The following is a 17,684-nucleotide window of genomic DNA, read 5'->3' on the forward strand; positions in this document are numbered from 1 at the left end:
ATTGTTGCTTTCTAACATATGCTCTGCAAGGCTCTGTCAATTAGCGTGTCCTAGATGGTGAGGGGAACTACTCCGCTTGCAGCTAGCGTTCGGCCGAGCCTCCTCAGCTTCGCTTCCGGGGTCTCGACACGCCCGTACTTCCGCAGGAGTCTGCGCAGTTCCCCTCACCATCTTTAAGAGAATTTTTGTGAAAGAGCTTAAATGTGTGCAAAATCGATCTCCACTGACCTTAAATAAGGTTGTTTGCTAAAATTCTTGTTTTTATTGATTTCTTTTAAGGATACATGCTCAGAAAGTTGATTGGAGCGGAAGGATGCTCGACTCCTGCGGGAATAGCTGGACAGGTGAGACCCCACAGGCAAAGCCGAGGAGGCTCACCGCCAGCCCCGCGGAAAGCGAGCATCCTGTAGCGGAAATCAACTATTACTTTCTTCTCTAAAATAACAACAAAACTTAACGGTATGAGCCTTACATAAAGAAGAAATGAGCCAATAGAGCGACGATAGGTAAGGTAATAATCGTACGTTGGATAAAAATGATGAATAAATCTAAAAAGCTGATCGGAATCTTGGATTTGATTAATAGAATACCAATCTCAGACATGTAAATTAATTGAGTCAAAGACATGGCGGCAATGACGAATCTTGTTAACTCACTCTCAATTCCGCTCCCTACAACAGCAGGTAAAAACATGTCTGCGAAACCAACGATCATGGCAGGAGCCGCATCTGCCGCCTGTGGAATTTGTAATAACTCTAATAGTGGAACAATCGGATAAGCCAATATGTCAAACACTGGAGTATATTCCGCTACCACTAAAGCGATAGTTCCAAGGGCCATTACCAAAGGAATAAGACCGAACCAGATATCCAGGACGTTCTGGAGTCCTTTTTTCGTTACCTCTCCTACACTTTTCACTTCTGATGCTTTTTCCACTGCTTTTTCAAAGCCCCATTGAAAGCGGGAAACATTTTCAGGAACGGTTTCGGAGATTTGCATGCCAACCGGCTCATAGTAGGTGTCTTTCTTCCGTGAAAGAGGCGGAATACGCGGACAAATGACCGCAGCTGCTATCCCTGCAATCACCACTGTCCCATACAGTTGAACAAACATTGATTCCAATCCGATGAAGCTGACAATCACAAGACTGAAAGCGATCGAAGCAACGGAAAAGTTTGTTGCAATGACTGCTGCCTCCCGTTTTGTGTAGTAACCCTCTTCAAATTGTTTCGTTGTAATCAATACGCCGACGGTACCACTTCCCATCCAGGATGCAAGAGCATCGATAGATGATCGCCCCGGCAGTTGGAAAAGCGGCTTCATGATTTTCTGCAGCAAAGTGCCGAAGAAATCCATCAATCCAAAATCTAAAAGAAGTGGCATCAATAAGCCTGCAAATAAAAACCAAGTGGCTAAGACAGGAACTAACGAATACAATACGGTTCCACCCGTAAAGTCAGAAATAATCCACTCGGGACCACTCCCATTTACCGTCATCACGGCAAATATCGAACCGAGGACACGAACAGCAATCCAAAAGTATCCTACGTCGAATAGTCCTTTTAAGAATGATTGATTGACAATCCACTGAGGTTTAAACATTTTCGTATAAATAGCCACAAGAGCCGATACACCAAAAACCACAGTCATGAATAATGGCAGTACACCTTCCAGCACCCCTTGAAAATAAGAAGCAAATATCCCGACCCCGATTGTCATATTCCCTTCATACGTAACAGGCACAAGGAACAATAGTACCCCTAACAAGGACGGTATGATAAACTTCATTGCTTCTCTTGCCGTTCTGCCTGACCGGGTTTCTAATTGACTAACATTTTGTTTTCCAACTTCCATTGTCAAACACCCCTTTAAAATTTATCCATAACCCCTAACCATTCAAGAACCACTTTTATGCGTCGTAATAATATCCCCCTTCTACCTTTCAGTTCTTTTCACCTTATTACTTGCAAGTTTCATGCCAATAATTTATTTTATTTTGTATTTTTTAAGTTTTCTGACTATTGACGGTTGACTGATTCCCAGGTTTTGGGCCATTTCCGTAGTAGTCTTATGCTTCTCCCTCGCATTCTTTAATACCTGTTCTTCGACTGACTCAAGAATGTCTTTTAATGATTGACCATTGTACTCAAATCCTGAAATATCAGCACTATGCTTTATGTATGGACCAGGGAGGTTTTCCATTTCAATTAATGGCTTGGAAGATGTCACAATCAGCCTTTCAATTATATTCATTAGCTCTCTGACATTCCCTTTCCAATCTTGGATCAACAACTGGTGAACAACTCCTTCATCCAGCTCTCTTTGGCGCTGATATTTTTCACAAAAATGATTTACAAAGTAATCGATCAACGTAATAATGTCTGATGTTCTCTCTCTCAATGGAGGAATCGTAATGGGAACCACAATCAAACGGAAGAATAAGTCCCTCCTGAATTCTTTCTCCTCTACAGCCACCTCTAAATCCTTGTTCGTAGCTGCCAGAACCCGGAAGTCAACCTTCCTTTGCTTCGTACCGCCTACGCGATAAAATTGTTTCTCCTGAATGAACTTTAGAATTTTGACCTGGTTTGATAGAGATAGTTCCCCTATTTCATCTAAAAACAGGGTGCCGCCTTCAGCGAGTTCTGCTAATCCTACTTTCCCTTTACGGTCCGCCCCCGTGAAAGACCCGGGTTCATACCCAAAGAATTCTGCTTCAAATAACGAGTCTGGTATCGCTCCACAATTGACCTCAATGAACGGGCCGCCTTTTCGTTGACTTTTGTTATGTATGAATTTCGCGATATGGGACTTACCGACACCGGATTCTCCCAGCAGGAGGACGTTCACATCGACTTCTGCTACTTGCAGGGCAACCTGTAACACCTTTTTCATCTCATTACTCGAGGCAATGATCCCTTCCGAATAGTAATGACGGCTTCTAAGGATTTCAAGCTCGCTTTTCACCCTCTCCATCTCATCTTCCATTTCAGTTAAATACTTTTTCATATTCAATAATTCCGTTACATCATGGGAATAGCTAACGATTCTCACTAGTTCTCCGTTTTCATCGAATACCGGAATCCCTGTAACGAGCAGTTTCTTGCCCTCTTTACTCGTCTGGACCAACGTTATTTTTTTCTTTTCTTTTAGAACGATCGGAGTTAATATCGGAGAAAAAACCCCTTCTTTTTCCAGATCATATACAGATTTCCCCACCATATCTGCCGAATTCACGTTATATATATCCCCGGTGGCGTCACTCACTTTCAAGATAATCCCATCTGTATTGGTTACTAAAATATCATCTTGCAGCGAATGAAGGATCGCCTCATTTTCATTCCAACTTTTTTTCTTTACAGTCACAGACAGCACCCCTTTGCACGTATTGAAATTATTCAAAAATGAATAATTATCCTGATAATTTTTATATTAATTCATTTATACCAAAGTTTTTTGACTTTTTATACATTTTTGAATAAATTATTCAAAAATAAATACTTTTTACTCTACTCATTTGTAGGAGGCTGACTACTTCTATTCAAGATAGCAGTAGTTGATTTCCGCTGCAGGTGCTCGCTTTCCGCGGGGCGGGCGGTGAGCCTCCTCGGCTTCTGCGGGGTCTCACCTCTCCCGCTTCTCCCGCAGGAGTCGAGCACCTTCCGCTCCAATCAACTTCCTAAGCATGAGTTTTCATTATTGAATAAAACCAAAATATTTGAGGAAATCACTTCTCTATTTCTTTTTTGTTAATTACTAGTAATTCAATTTTCTTAAGGTTGTTTTCACCACTATTAAACTCAGTCATTAGAAACTCTTATAGATAGTGAGGGGAACTGCGCAGACTCCTGCGGAAGAACGGGCGTGCCTAGACCCCGTTCGGCTAAGCTGAGGAGGCTCGGCCGTACGTCCGCGGAAAGCGGAGCAGTTCCCCTCACCATCTAGCACACTCTGGTTGACAGGACTCATAGCAATTTTAATGACGTTAAACCACAAATATTGATGAATAGAAACTACAAAAAAAACCATTATACTTTGACAGAACTAATAATTATTTTACTATTCAAACCATTTCGATTATCATTTTGGTAAGACTGTTTAAGGTGGGATAGGGATGACAGATGGAGAGAAGTTGACGTTGGAACATGCTAAAGAACTGGACAGGCAGGATTCATTGGCCCATTTCCGGAATGAATTTTACATAAAAAAAAATCACTATTATATGGATGGGAACTCCTTAGGCTTATTATCAAAACGGGCAGAGAAGTCGTTACTTACGTCATTGGAAGATTGGAAGGAACATGGAATCGATGGCTGGATGGATGGCCAGGAGCCATGGTTCTATTATTCTGAGAAACTTGGCGAAATGACGGCTCCTTTAGTTGGGGCAGAAAAGGAAGAAGTGATTGTGACAGGTTCCATTACGACGAACCTTCATCAGTTACTCGCCACATTCTATCAACCTGATGGAAAACGCACCAAAATCTTAGCTGATGAATTGACTTTCCCTTCGGATATTTACGCGATCCAAAGTCAGCTGGAGTTAAAAGGCTACAACCCTGATGAACATCTGATGCAGGTAACAAGCAGAGACGGATACACATTAAGAGAAGAGGACATCATCAGGGAAATGACAGATGATATAGCTCTGATTCTGTTACCTTCTGTTCTCTATCGAAGCGGACAGCTCCTGGATATGAAGCGATTGACGAGTGAAGCCCATAAACGTGGCATTGTGATTGGATTCGATTTGGCACATTCGATTGGAGCTCTTCCTCATCAATTGCATGATGACGGAGTAGACTTTGCCGTGTGGTGCAATTACAAATATTTAAATAGCGGCCCGGGTGGTGTAGGCGGGTTATTTGTTCATAACAGGCATAAAGGGAAGAAACCTGGTCTTTCCGGATGGTTCAGCTCCCGTAAGGATAAACAGTTTGATATGGATCATACGCTGACCCATGCAAATTCTGCAGGCGCCTTCCAAATTGGGACCCCTCATATCTTAAGCAGTGCTCCTTTACTCGGATCCCTGGAGTTATTTGATGAAGCAGGCATTGAAAATCTAAGGAGAAAATCCCTTTCTCTTACACGATTTATGATGGATCTATTTCAACAAGAACTTTCTCAGTATGGGTTTACAATCTGTAACCCACTTGAAGATGAGCAGAGAGGCGGTCACATTAGTTTAAAGCATGAAGAGGCGGCAAGAATTTGTAAAGCATTGAAGGTGAACAAAGTAACACCTGACTTCCGTTCACCAAATGTGATCCGACTGGCTCCGGTAGCTCTCTATTCTTCGTATGAAGATGTGTGGGAGACCATCCAAATATTGAAAACCATCATGAAGAATGAAGAATATAAGAAGTTTGAAAATACGCGGAATGTTGTAGCGTAACTTCTTTTAGAAAGGATGAGATCGTTTGAAGATCATTGATATTTCCCGCCCATTGCATAATGATACTCCTGTTTGGCCGGGGGACACTCCCTTTTCTTTCTCATTGAATTGGACGAAGGAGGAATCGGGATCCGTGAATGTCGGTCAGCTTACCATGAGTTCTCATACTGGAACACACGTCGATGCCCCCTTCCACTTCGACCAAGATGGGAAGAGGATATTGGATCTGCCATTAGAGAGGTTTATGGGGCCGGCCATCGTTGTATCGGTGGAGAATGCTGCAGAAATAAATAGTGAACTAATGGATAAGGTCGACTTTTCAGGAGTTAAGAAGGTGCTTTTCAAGACGAATGCATGGAAGAATCCCGAGCGGTTTCCTGGACGCATTCCTCACATTGCGAAAGGGCTAGCACCTTTTTTGAAGGAAAAAGGAATTGATTTGATTGGAGTGGATCTTCCTTCAGTGGATCCATTGGATAGTAAGGAGCTTACTGCTCACCATTCATTACGACAACATGACATCGGAATATTGGAAGGGATTGTCCTTGACCACGTAGAGCCTGGACGGTATGAACTGGTGGCCCTGCCCCTCCCTCTTAAAGAAGGAGATGGATCTCCCGTCCGAGCCATTTTAATAGATCGAACTTGATAAGATTCCTTTACAGGTTTTCCCTTCATTTTGTATAATATAATAGAAAAGTTCATTGATTAAATACAGAGTCCTGGCTGCCACCAGAACTCTGACAGTATACATTGCCGTGAGCAATTTATCCTTAATAAGATAGAAGTAACCTTTCCCTTGCAGTTGTCATAGTGGGTGGGTTACTTCTTTTTTTGTTGCGTGACTGCGATTATTGCTACTGTTAATGTACCAAAGGCAATCATCAATTGTAGTACGTCTGCCGTTTCGATCATTCCTGCTCATCACCTCCCATCTTAAGGGAGCTGCCTCTTGCCCACCCAGCTATGTACACCGTACATTTATTTTAACATAAAAAACGAACGTATGTTCTATAATTATGAGCATATTTAGAAAATAGTTCCTTTTTACTGAATTGATTCTGCCTATAAATTATATTACATCGCATATATTGCCTCCTCCTATTCATAGACTAACGATATAGATGTTTAAATTGATGAAAATTGGACCATAGCTAAGTTTAAAAAGGAGGCGGCACAATGGGAATCACAATCACTTTGGGTTTAATCGTGATGCTTGGAATGATTTTAGGTATTCTAATTTATTTCTTAAGACAAGCTTTGGATTCAAATGATTCGAAAAAGATCGACTCTCATGACCATGATCATTTTTCTCAATGATGATTTGGTCCTTTAATGACCGCTAGCGAAATTTGTCATTTTTTGTAGAACGGTCGATATCTTGAAAATACGGTTGATAAATTGAAAGAACAGTTGATAAATCCTAATAAAGGTTGATATCTATCTATAAAGGTCGATAAATCCGTATAACAGTTGATATCTTTACGTTCATCGAAGCAAAAAGCCCGCACGTCCTGTCTTCCAGGACGCCCGGGCTCTTTTTATTCAGTGATTTCCTTTTCGCCAAGCTTCATTGGACTTGAGCAAAGGGGACAAACCTTGCATTCCGTATCCTCATGGGTTTCCGGTCTCTGCCAGGCAATGCACTTGGTATTTGTGCAAATCCAGGCCAAGATCTTACTCACCTTCCCACTCCTCGCCTTTTTAGTTGTCTTCGGCTGATCCGTGTGGGGAGTATTCGTAAATAAATCCGCAATAAATCGGGAGCATTTCCGCTGTTCACCTTGATAATAGGCAGGAGAAGAAATAAACAATTTTTCTTTTGCCCTCGTGATGGCTACATACGCGAGCCGTCTTTCTTCCTCTACTGCACTCAATGCCTTTTCTTTTTGATTCGGATCTTTGTATACCTTATCTTCAAGCTTATTGGCATTCAGCGCTGAGCTGTGGGGAAGGTTTCCTTCAATCGCACCGATCAAAAACACGACAGGGAACTCCAGGCCTTTAGAACGGTGAATCGTCATTAATGAAACGCTGTTTGTATTCTTTTTTTGACTTTGATTTGAATAGATTTCTTCATACTTTGCTTTCATTTCATCAATGAAGGTAATAAAACTCGAAATCGTATCAAAGCGTTTCGCCGATCCTTCAAGCTCGTCCAGCATTTCTTTAATAAGTTCCTTCTGTTCTGTTACCACATGTGATTCCTGGGCATCGATGTATTGATGATAGAACTCTTTCCTGATCCGTTTGATCGCAGCTTCAGGTGACTGGTCTCCGATCGATTTTAGAAATTTCATCCGTTCTTTTATATTCTTTATCTGAAACGGCTTCAATCCTGATAATGTCGTTAAATGGATGAGAGGATATTTCTTCCTCTCTTTACGATCTTCCTCGAGAATATGAGCCATCCCCCGGTCCCTTCTTATAAATAAAGTCGGCAGCAGGGATTCCATGGCTGAAAAGTTCCTTGGAACAATCGATAACCGCAAGTAATCGACCACCGGTTTCACCGTCCAGTTTTCATAGAAGAGGGAATCCTTTTGATTGTAAGGCGTGAACGGAATCTCTTTTAATAGCAGTTGCTCAAAGACTGCCCGCCCGCTGCTCATGGTGCGGTGAAGAATCGTCATATCCCCATATGTATAGCCTTCTCCCATTAACCGATGAATTTCTTCTGTGATCCACACGGCCTCTTCATCTGCAGTAGCCGGTCTTGAATAAAGCGGCTTTTGTCCTTCCACCTTAGTGGCGATAAGCTCTTTAACACGACGGTGTTCATTCTGTCCGATCACTTTATTACCCAACCCGATGATATAGGCATCAGATCGATAGTTCTCTTTCAATGTTACAACCTTTGCATCCGGGAACTCTTCATCAAAATCCAAAATAAATTCGTTTCTGGCGCCGTTAAAGGTGTAGATCGTTTGATCATCATCCCCTACTACGAACAAGTTTCGATGAGCCGCAATCAACTTCATAAGCTCATATTGTACAAGATTCGTATCCTGGAATTCATCGACCATCACGTACTGGAAACGATGCTGAAGAGAGGTCAAGAGGTTAGGATTCGAAAGTAATAATTGATATGCCTCTGTCAAAATATCATCGAAATCCATTTTATGATTCATCCGCTTCCACTCTTCATATTTTAAGAGAATGTCACGCACTTCTTTTTCTGATTTTGATTTCTGTGGAAGATCCCTGATATCTTTTTGGTTCAACTTATAATGAGAGAGTTTTGCGAGGAGCGTCTCTGCATCATAAGGATCATATATCTTCATTTCTCTCTGAATCTGCTTCAAGATAATTTGTTTATAGCGCTCGTTCCCGACCACTTCTTGTGTGTAATGACGGGACCTCAATAAGTAAAGGAACAGGGCATGAAACGTACTCGCATGAACCTGTCCGCCAGCTTCCGTCCCCGGCAGACTTGAAATCCGCTGCTTCATTTCTTCCGCCGCTTTCTTTGTAAAGGTCACGAGTAAAATATTCCTCGGTTGAATATTTTTCACAGTCATCAAGTAGCCTGCCCGGCAAACGAGGACCGTCGTCTTTCCAGTCCCTGCACCAGCCAGGGTTAAGCATGGTCCCTCCACATGACGAACAGCCTCTATCTGAGAAGCATTCAAATGAATGCCTGCTTCCTCCATCGTCCGAAAGAAAAAAGCATCCTCTTCATGGGAGGATATCAGCTGTTTCGTCGTGTCTCCCTTATGGAGTGGTGCTACCGGAATTTCCTTCTTTTCCGCTTCATATGGATAAATAGAATAGTTGGTTAATACTTTATTCAAAGCTCATTCTCCTAGCTTTTCTTTACGATTCATAACCTTCTCATCATAACAAGAGCCCTTCAAAAATAGCAATGACAATCTCAGGATGATAGGGATAGACTACTGGATATGTAAATACTGTTAAACGATTGTTTAATCCCTTGAACCCTAGTAGAATAAATGTTTTGAAGAACTAATCAAACGTTTGTTTAAATTGGATATGCTCCCCGGGGATTAACATATTGAAAGAAAAGGTAATAGAACATTAGGTGATAAATGATGAATCTAACAAAATGGGGCTTTACCCGCTTCAACAGTATAAAGGCAGAATTCGATCACTTCCCCCACTCCCTTGTCATCCTCAGGAAAATCAGAAACTATTACTTCGTAAATAAAGTTCACTGGTCCCACCTCGACCCCGTGGTGGAAACACATCACCTCGAAGAAATGGAACTGCTTGTGAACCGGGAATTGGATTTGGAGAAGTACTATCTTAATAGAAGATTGGATTAATGACAGTTTTTTCGCCCAATTCATGAATTTATTTTTAATGAGAGAGGAACTACGTGCTATTCCTATGTAGAATGCCTGCTTTTGAAGTTACCTTCAATCCTTTTGTTAAATGATTTTTGGTGTTTGGTCTATCTACTCCTTATTCTTATAAGTGACAAATAATGAAGAAGCACAGAGTGGATTGGAGCGGAAGGCGCTCGACTCCTGCGGGAAAAGCGGGAAAGTTGAGACCCCACAGGGCAAAGCCCGAGGAGGCTCAACTCACGCCCCGCGGAAAGCGAGCGCCTGCAGCGGAAAGGAACGGTCAAGGTTTTGTTGAATGTATTTTTTAGGACTAATAAAAATGATTTTCAAAAAACAAGTAAGATTGAGATAAAGTAAGATAACCGACTATTTCACCGTTAAAAACAGCCCAAATCGCATTATATTGATTATTCTGAACATTTGCATTAATTTTAGAATTTGTTAATATATAATTAATAAAAGATTTACAAACACAAACTTTAAAGGAAGGCGTGATTCCAATGAAGTAAGCTAGCAAAGCATGTCAGCATCACATCTCGCTTTTGAGATCGGCCCGTGAAAACTGATTTCAAGATGTGTGGATATGCGGGAATGCGCAATCTTATTTCAGGAGATGATTCCAATGAAGAGTTTAAGCGAAGCATGCTAACATCATGGTACGCAAGAAGATAGCCCGTGAAAACTATCTTCGTAACATGTGGGCGTGTGGGAAAATCAGCGGCAAGAGAAAATAAACTAAATAATACATGCAATACCATTAATTCAAAAGAATGTTAAGTATGTGTATTAGTAAGAAAGGATAGTAAAGTTAATTGAATAAGGTTTACTTAAGTTAAGGCGCTGTTTATGTGGTATAGGCATAAGCAGCGTCTTAAGTTTTGCTTAAAACTCTTCTTTTAACAGGGAACAAACAGCAGCATCACAAAAGATACCCTTTTCAAATGCCGCTTTTCTCAATACTCCTTCGAAGATAAACCCTGCTTTTTCAAGGCATTTCTTTGAAGCCATGTTCTCCGGATCATAAAAAGCTTCTATTCGATTAAGGGACATTTCTTCAAACCCGTACTTCAAGGTAGGTCTTAGCACTTCGGACATGACCCCTTGTCTCCAATAGGTTGGATGAACCTCAAATCCCACCTCGGCTTTAAAGTGCTCTTTTTCCCACTGATGAAAACCACAGCTGCCAATGATTTCGTCTGTTTCTTTTAAAGCAATCCCCCATCTGATCCCTTCATTTCCCTGAAATCTCCCGTTCCATCTGTTGATGATCTCAACGGCCTGTTTTTCCTCTTGAAACGACTCTAAATCATAATATCGAGTGACTTCATCTTTTGAAAAATAGTCAAATACTTGGGGAGCATCCCCTTCTTCCATCTGTCTTAAGCGGAATCTTTCTGTTTCAAGCACCGGAAAGGTTCTTGTCAGCATAATCATTCTCCTTTTCTTCTTGTTCTCTTTTACTATTCAACATTGTATTTTTTAATGCCTTCTTGAAAATTGAATTTCTCATAAAATCTTATACTCGTGATAAGAAGCGTTGGTTTGTATTCTTTCCTTATTCTGGTTACAATCGATTTAATAGGCTCTTTACGCAAAGATTGTTTTTTTAAAACAAGGTCTGCTTGGGCTCTGTCAATCAGTATAGACTGGATGGTGAGGGGAACTACTCCGCTTGCAGCTAGCGTTCGGCCGAGCCTCCTCACCATCTTTAAAAGTTTTTTTCGTGACAGAGCTAAAAGGTCTTAATTACAACCTACTTAGAAGATAGAATTCTTCAATAGGATATTACTTCTACTCACCTAAAAAGAGGTGGTTTGCTAAGTTATTCTTATGAAAAAACACGCTTAGAAAGTTGATTGGAGCGGAAGGATGCTCGACTCCTGCGGGAATAGCTGGACAGGTGAGACCCCGGAGGCGTGCCGAGGAGGCTCACCGCCAGCCCCGCGGAAAGCGAGCATCCTGCAGCGGAAATCAACTACTACTTTCTTCCTTTAGATAGCAACAAACTTAGCGAAAAGAGCCATATAATAAGCTGAAAAGGATTGGAGAGGCGAGGATGGATCATAAAGCTCATAAAGTCATTGTAAGTAAAGCCATATTTACGGGAAAAGCTTTATCCCCTTTTGATGGGTTCGTGGCTGTTCGGGATGACAGTATTATTGGAGTCGGTCCCCGCTCAGAGATGGTGAGCTTCATAGGACCGTCTACAGAAACATGGGATGTCGGAAACCGCCTGGTGACGGCAGGGTTTCATGACTTCCATCTTCATTTGTTTTTAGGGGCAATGTTCGAGGGATTCTGTAAGCTGACATTCGGCCATTCAGAAGAAGCGACGGCAAAAATGGTTGCTGAGTATGCAAAGAACCATCCAGATGAAGAATGGATCCTTGGATTCGGCTGGCATCACGTACGCTGGCCTGGTCAGGCTCTTCCCTCCCGTCACTCTCTGGATCAGTACATTCCCCACCGCCCCGTTGTGCTTCTGAATGAAGAAGCTCATAGCGCTTGGCTGAATACAGCTGCTCTTCAGAAATTAGGAATTCACCGTGATACACCCGAGCCTCCCTTTGGAAAGATTGAAAAAGACGAGCATGGGGAGCCGACCGGCTTTTTGTATGAGACGGCTGTTCAGTATGTAATTGAAGCTTTTAAGTTTGATGAAAAAGTGAAAACCAGGCTGATGAACGGGATGTTGGCAAAGACTTCATCCTACGGCATAACCTCTGTTTCTGATATGCTCCCTCTTCCCGGATATACTTTGGGGGATCCAGCTTTTTATAGGACCTTTGAGGAAAAAGGAACACTGACGACTAGAATTCACTTTTTGGATGTTTTGGACGGAAACCTTGAGCGTGGTATTCAATTCAGGGAAAAGTATCAATCCGATAAACTTCAATTTTCCGGCTTGAAGCAGTTCCTGGATGGTGTCCCCCTTACCTATACGGGCTTTTTGCTTCAGCCTTACTCTGACCGTCCTTCTGAAACCGGCGGGACGATTTATGATTCGCACGTTTACCAAAAATGGATTGAAGACGCAGACCGGGAAGGTTTCAGGATCCGCCTGCACGCATGTGGAGACGCTGCGGTCCGGTTGGGCCTCGATTTGTATGAGCATGCCCGGAGTGTAAACGGACCACGGGATTCCCGCCATACAATCGAGCATATTGAAGTTTGTGATCCAAGTGACTTCGAGCGGTTTGAGAAATTAGGAGTCATTGCATCCATTCAGCCTGAACACCTGACATCAGGGTCTATGGATACACATGCCTACTTAGACAGGCTTGGTCCGGAAAGGGCTCGATTCACCTGGCCGATTGGATCTTTGCAGAATCATAGTGCCAGTATCGCTTTCGGAACGGACTTTCCGATTGTGGATCTGAATCCCATGCTCGGTCTTTTCCGGGCGGTTACCAGAAAGCATGAGGACGGGACTCCTCAAGGCGGCTGGAATCATCATGAAAAAATTTCATTAGCAAATGCATTGATACATTATACGAAATCCCCTGCCTACGGAAACTTCAGAGAGCATGATCTAGGAACGATCGAAGTTGGAAAAAAAGCGGATTTAGTCGTCTTGAATCGGAATTTGTTTGATGTGGAAGCAGAGGAAATGCTGGAGACTGGTGTTTGGATGACAATGATGGATGGAAATGTCGTGTATGGATAAGGTTATAATTTTGGAGGGGTAGACATCACCCCCTCCAGTCAAAAAAACAGAGGTCCGTCCCTTAAAACCTGGGGACGGACCTCTATTTATTCATCTTATTTTTGTTCCGGTGCTTGAAGTCCCCCGCCTCGAATGGTTTTTTCTTGGAATGGGAGGTTGAGTTCTTTGCTCAGTTTCTCGAGGAAGCTCAGCTCGCGTTTGGATACGAGACAGATGACGGTTCCTTCCGCTCCCATGCGACCGGTTCTTCCTGAGCGGTGAATATATTGTTTTGTATCGCTTGGGAAGTCGTAATGGACAACGTGTGTGACGTCTGTGATATCAAGGCCACGTGCTGCAACGTCTGTTGTCAGAAGCATGGACACTTTTCCTGAGCGGAAGCGGTCCAGTGATTGCTTACGCTCCATCTTGTTTGATTCCCCTGCCAATACTTCCAGCTCGACTCCCTTATATTTCAGTTTTTCTTCTATTTCAGAGAGCTTCTCCAGTTGATTGAAAAACACAAGTGCTTTGATTCCTTTGAAATATGAAATGCTTCTTAGAGCTTCCATTTTGTCTCTCAGCTCACTGTATACATACACATGATCTACTTTCAGGTTATCGAGATTGGCTTCCATTTTGACGATTTCATGGTTTTGCAATAATGATTCCGCCACGTTCTCGGTTTCGTCTGATAACGTGGCCGAGAAGAATAGAACCTGACGTTCTTTTAAGGTGGCTTTGATGATATCCTTCACTTCACGGATATGTTCTGATGAGATCATTAAATCGAACTCATCGACGACGATGGTTTTCACTTCATGCATCTTCAGTTTTTTCATTTTCATCAGTTCGATCAGGCGACCCGTTGTTCCCACTACAATATGTGGCTTTTTCTTCAGCTTCTCGACTTGCTTTTTAATGTTTGCTCCTCCAATGAAGGCAGAACTCGTAACGTCTGTTCCCTTCGCCCATTTCTGGATTTCCTGGTGGATTTGCATGACAAGCTCTCTTGATGGAGCAAGAATCACAGCTTGAGCCTGTTTTCTTGATGGATCAATGGCTTGGATGATTGGAAGTAGATACGCAAGCGTCTTCCCTGTTCCAGTCGGCGATTCACAAACAACATCTTTCCCTTCCATAATGAGAGGTACTACACGCTCCTGGACAGGAGTTAATGAAGTGAATCCTGATTCTTCCCAGTTTTTTTGAATTGATGGGGTATTGATAATCGTTGAAATTGAGTTCATGCTATTTGTCCTTTCTTAATCGGCAGAGGCAGCTGGAATCTCTTCATCCACGATAGGCAAGCTGATTTCCACTGCGGTTCCTTTTTCTTTTTCACTTTGAAAGTGTATATGTCCTTTATGTCGTTCAATGATCTTTTGACAGACGGCCAGTCCCAGACCCGTTCCTTTTTCTTTCGTTGAATAGAATGGTTCCCCAAGGTGGTCGATTCTCTCCGGTTCCATGCCTACTCCGTTATCCGCAACGATAACATGGGCGTCATCGCCTCTGGTGACCAATGTAATTGAAACATTTCCATCCTTGTTTTCAGGTATGGATTCAACTGCATTTTTAATAATGTTAATGAACACCTGTTTGAGCTGATTTCCTTCACCAAATACGTACAAAGGCTTTTCCGCCAGATTTTTATATTGAATGGATACATTATCAAGATGAGCCTGTGCTTCCATCAGTACCAGTACTTGTTTCAGTATATCATCCAGTTTTTCGCGACGCAGGTCGAACTCCTGCTGTTTACCCAGTATCAGCATCTCCCCTGAGATCAAGTCTATCCGATCGACTTCAGAGAGCATGATATCCAAATGATCATGGTTGATTTGATTGCTGATTTGCATAAGCTGGATGAACCCTTTAAGGGATGTAAGGGGATTGCGGATTTCATGTGCAACAGCCGCAGCCAGCTGCCCAATGACAGAAAGCTTTTCGGATGCTATCACCATTTCTTCATTTTCCCGGAGAAGGGTGATATCCCTTGCAATGGCAAACATCCCCGTCACTTTTCGATTCACAATAATCGGTACAAGTGAACAACGCAGTATTTTCCGGTTGTTATTGGCTAAATGTATTGTCGTTTCAAAGGTTGACGCCCAGCCTTTAAAGGTTTGGTAAAAGTAATCCCTTACTCTTTTCATCTCAGCTTCATCCAAAAATTTACTGAATTTCACTTCTTTCAACTCTTCATGAGTTGATTCCAGCAACCCTTCAGCTTCAGAGTTCACAGATACCACATTGCCATCCAGGCTAAGCTCTAAGACTGCATCCGTATTTTGTTCGAAAAGAGAATGGTAATGCTGATTCCTTATTTGAAGCTGCCTCTCTTTTTTCTTCAACTTTTCATTCGAGATTATTAATTCACTGGTTCTCCGATACACCAATAAAAAAATGATCATACCTGTTACAAGTGTAAATAGCCAGCCTTTATAGCGCTGAAAATAAATATACATGCTGAGCTTTTCATGAGCGATGATCATGGAAAAATAGTCGGATAAAATAATCCACAGGATGCCTAATAATACGTAGGTGACGGAAATTTTCAAGGCAATGTCTTTTGCTTGTTTCATCGTTGAGGGTTCACCTAAATTCAAAATAGTCTTTCTCCTATGGTTTCTCAGTTCTTACCAATTTATCATAAATTCTTTGAAGACTTATTTTCCTTTCAAGAAGAAAGTCGTCAAAGGGTAAATTCCAATGCTTTGTATGATGAGAGAAAACAGTATGACTCCAAATGTCAAGGAGTGGAGCAGCTGAGGACCTTGTCCATCTATACTTAATAATAAGGCAACAGACATGGTTCCTTTAATACCGGACCAAGTTAATATGAATACTTCCTTCCATCCGTACTTTTTTCTCCAAGTTTTTCTCACTTTGACAACACCAATAATAATAACATAGCGAACCACCAAGGAGAGAATAAATAGGAAGAAGATCCACCCGATTAATGAGAAAGACAAATACTGTGTGGCCTGGATCCCTATTAATAGGAATAAAAAGGTTAGAATGGTCGGTTCCATGACGGTCCAGAAACCATCCAGATCCCTTCTAAAATGATGTTCCTTAATAGTTCTTCCGTATTCATACGAAAGCATGATCCCTGAGAATACAGTAGCCAGTACGCCTGAGACACCAAGCTCTTCCCCTATATAAAAGCTTCCATAAGCAAGAATGATGCTAAGCATGATCTGGTATCTGGAATCAGTTGTGAAGTGGATGGCTTTACTCGCCAGCCAACCGAGCGACACACCAATGGCAATCCCTCCTAAGGAAACCAATAGAAATTCCATAAGAAATGAAGGCACTGAAATGGACTCTTCGCCAAAGTAGACTCCTGCGACAACCGTAAAGAGCACGATGCTTGTGCCATCATTGATCATTGACTCCCCTTCTACAACATCTGCTATGTCCTGATGACTGGAAGATTCCTTTAAGATAGATACAACAGAAACAGGATCCGTAGGCGTCAGAATCGTTGCGATTAATAGCGCCTCTATAAATGAAATGGAAAGCCATGGATGCAAACCGTAATAAAAAAGCAGGCTCATCAGAAGGGTCGTAATGATAATTCCCACTGTACTAAGGATAGAAATGATTCCAACATGCTTTTTTAAGGCTTTTGTTGAAAATTGATAGGCAGAAATAAATAATAAGGATGGCAGAAACCATTCAAAGATAATATCTTTCGTTAAGTTGACGTCAGAAAAAGCAGGTACGTACGACAACCCTATTCCAAACAGAAGTAAAACTACAGGAACAGGTACATTCCTTTTCTTTTTATCAATGGTAAAAACACTATAGCCAATTATAAGCAAAAACAGAATTTGGATTGGATCGATGATTCACACCTCCATACTAGGGTTCATACCTTTTTTATTCCACTGAACATCCTTTCTTTAAACACACCCTACCTTCTTCCTATTTTTTCAAAATTGCGTTTATTTTTCATGTAAGAGGAAAAAAGAGAAGCAATGATTGTGAAAGCAGGTGATGCTACATGTTAAGCACGATGTATGGTAGCAAAACATTCAGTAAAAGTGGTACGATTACCCTCCCCCACAAATGGCGAGAACAGTTTGGACTAATCCCAGGAAGACTTGCAGAACTCATCTACCAAAACAACTGTATATATATTAAGCGAGCGGTCAAGGACTCTACTCATAACAAGCGCTACGTCTCAGAAAAAGGAACCGTCCATATCCCAAAAGAACTCCGGGAAGAAATGGGCATGACCCATCAATCACCCTACTACCTGATCGTAAATGAAACAGAAAATTGTTTTATGATTTTAAGAGAAAAATAACCATAAACC

14 protein-coding genes are annotated in these 17,684 nt (G+C 41.9%); 6 read left to right on the forward strand and 8 right to left on the reverse strand.

From position 1 onward, the window contains the following. Nucleotides 1–468 precede the first annotated feature (468 nt). Both RSX31_RS13580 and RSX31_RS13585 read right to left on the reverse strand, forming a co-directional pair. Nucleotides 469–1,854, reverse strand: coding sequence for a YjiH family protein (locus RSX31_RS13580; RefSeq protein WP_282137603.1), 1,386 nt, complete (start codon nt 1,852–1,854; stop codon nt 469–471). A 132-nt stretch (nt 1,855–1,986) separates the two neighbouring features. Then, nucleotides 1,987–3,366 carry a sigma-54 interaction domain-containing protein gene (locus tag RSX31_RS13585; protein WP_315634897.1) on the reverse strand — a complete coding sequence of 460 codons (1,380 nt, stop codon included), beginning with the start codon at nt 3,364–3,366 and terminating at the stop codon, nt 1,987–1,989. A gap of 748 nt (nt 3,367–4,114) precedes the next feature. Between RSX31_RS13585 and kynU the strand changes: the two genes are divergently transcribed. Next, nucleotides 4,115–5,398, forward strand: coding sequence for a kynureninase (gene kynU, locus RSX31_RS13590; protein ID WP_315634898.1), 1,284 nt, complete (start codon nt 4,115–4,117; stop codon nt 5,396–5,398). A 25-nt stretch (nt 5,399–5,423) separates the two neighbouring features. Continuing rightward, a complete protein-coding gene (gene kynB, locus RSX31_RS13595; protein ID WP_315634899.1) occupies nt 5,424–6,047 on the forward strand; it encodes an arylformamidase in 624 nt (207 codons plus the stop codon). A 173-nt stretch (nt 6,048–6,220) separates the two neighbouring features. Here the strand turns inward: kynB and RSX31_RS13600 are convergent, their stop codons facing one another. Then, nucleotides 6,221–6,313: a putative holin-like toxin gene (locus RSX31_RS13600; RefSeq protein WP_220154057.1), complete on the reverse strand. Its 93-nt coding sequence runs from the start codon at nt 6,311–6,313 to the stop codon at nt 6,221–6,223. Nucleotides 6,314–6,577: 264 nt separating this feature from the next. Here RSX31_RS13600 and RSX31_RS13605 point away from each other — a divergent pair, with 264 nt between their 5' ends. Then, a complete protein-coding gene (locus RSX31_RS13605) occupies nt 6,578–6,718 on the forward strand; it encodes a hypothetical protein (RefSeq protein ID WP_187443189.1) in 141 nt (46 codons plus the stop codon). A gap of 221 nt (nt 6,719–6,939) precedes the next feature. Here the strand turns inward: RSX31_RS13605 and RSX31_RS13610 are convergent, their stop codons facing one another. Beyond that, a complete protein-coding gene (locus RSX31_RS13610; protein WP_315634900.1) occupies nt 6,940–9,192 on the reverse strand; it encodes a UvrD-helicase domain-containing protein in 2,253 nt (750 codons plus the stop codon). A gap of 258 nt (nt 9,193–9,450) precedes the next feature. Between RSX31_RS13610 and RSX31_RS13615 the strand changes: the two genes are divergently transcribed. Then, on the forward strand, nt 9,451–9,684 hold the full coding sequence (locus RSX31_RS13615) for a hypothetical protein (protein WP_148967314.1): 234 nt from the start codon (nt 9,451–9,453) through the stop codon (nt 9,682–9,684). Between the two features lie 906 nt (nt 9,685–10,590). Here the strand turns inward: RSX31_RS13615 and RSX31_RS13620 are convergent. Continuing rightward, nucleotides 10,591–11,136 carry a GNAT family N-acetyltransferase gene (locus RSX31_RS13620; RefSeq protein WP_315634901.1) on the reverse strand — a complete coding sequence of 182 codons (546 nt, stop codon included), beginning with the start codon at nt 11,134–11,136 and terminating at the stop codon, nt 10,591–10,593. A gap of 628 nt (nt 11,137–11,764) precedes the next feature. Between RSX31_RS13620 and RSX31_RS13625 the strand changes: the two genes are divergently transcribed. Beyond that, on the forward strand, nt 11,765–13,375 hold the full coding sequence (locus RSX31_RS13625; RefSeq protein WP_315634902.1) for an amidohydrolase: 1,611 nt from the start codon (nt 11,765–11,767) through the stop codon (nt 13,373–13,375). Between the two features lie 95 nt (nt 13,376–13,470). Here RSX31_RS13625 and RSX31_RS13630 read toward each other — a convergent pair whose 3' ends face one another. Genes RSX31_RS13630 through RSX31_RS13640 form a run of 3 tightly spaced genes read right to left on the reverse strand, consistent with a single transcriptional unit; the run spans nt 13,471 to nt 17,187 of the window. Beyond that, nucleotides 13,471–14,604, reverse strand: a complete 1,134-nt coding sequence (locus RSX31_RS13630; protein ID WP_315634903.1) for a DEAD/DEAH box helicase — start codon at nt 14,602–14,604, stop codon at nt 13,471–13,473. 15 nt (nt 14,605–14,619) lie between these two features. After that, nucleotides 14,620–15,966 (reverse strand): ATP-binding protein, encoded by a 1,347-nt coding sequence (locus RSX31_RS13635; RefSeq protein WP_315634904.1) that lies wholly within the window; start codon nt 15,964–15,966, stop codon nt 14,620–14,622. A gap of 60 nt (nt 15,967–16,026) precedes the next feature. Continuing rightward, complete coding sequence (locus RSX31_RS13640) at nt 16,027–17,187, reverse strand: cation:proton antiporter (protein ID WP_315634905.1); 1,161 nt, start codon at nt 17,185–17,187, stop codon at nt 16,027–16,029. Between the two features lie 182 nt (nt 17,188–17,369). Between RSX31_RS13640 and RSX31_RS13645 the strand changes: the two genes are divergently transcribed. Then, the gene (locus RSX31_RS13645; RefSeq protein WP_315634906.1) at nt 17,370–17,675 is read left to right on the forward strand and encodes an AbrB/MazE/SpoVT family DNA-binding domain-containing protein; all 306 of its coding nucleotides are present in this window, start codon (nt 17,370–17,372) and stop codon (nt 17,673–17,675) included. Nucleotides 17,676–17,684: the final 9 nt, after the last annotated feature.

Origin of the sequence: Rossellomorea yichunensis (assembly GCF_032337515.1) — a bacterium.
Taxonomy (GTDB): domain Bacteria; phylum Bacillota; class Bacilli; order Bacillales; family Bacillaceae_B; genus Rossellomorea; species Rossellomorea yichunensis.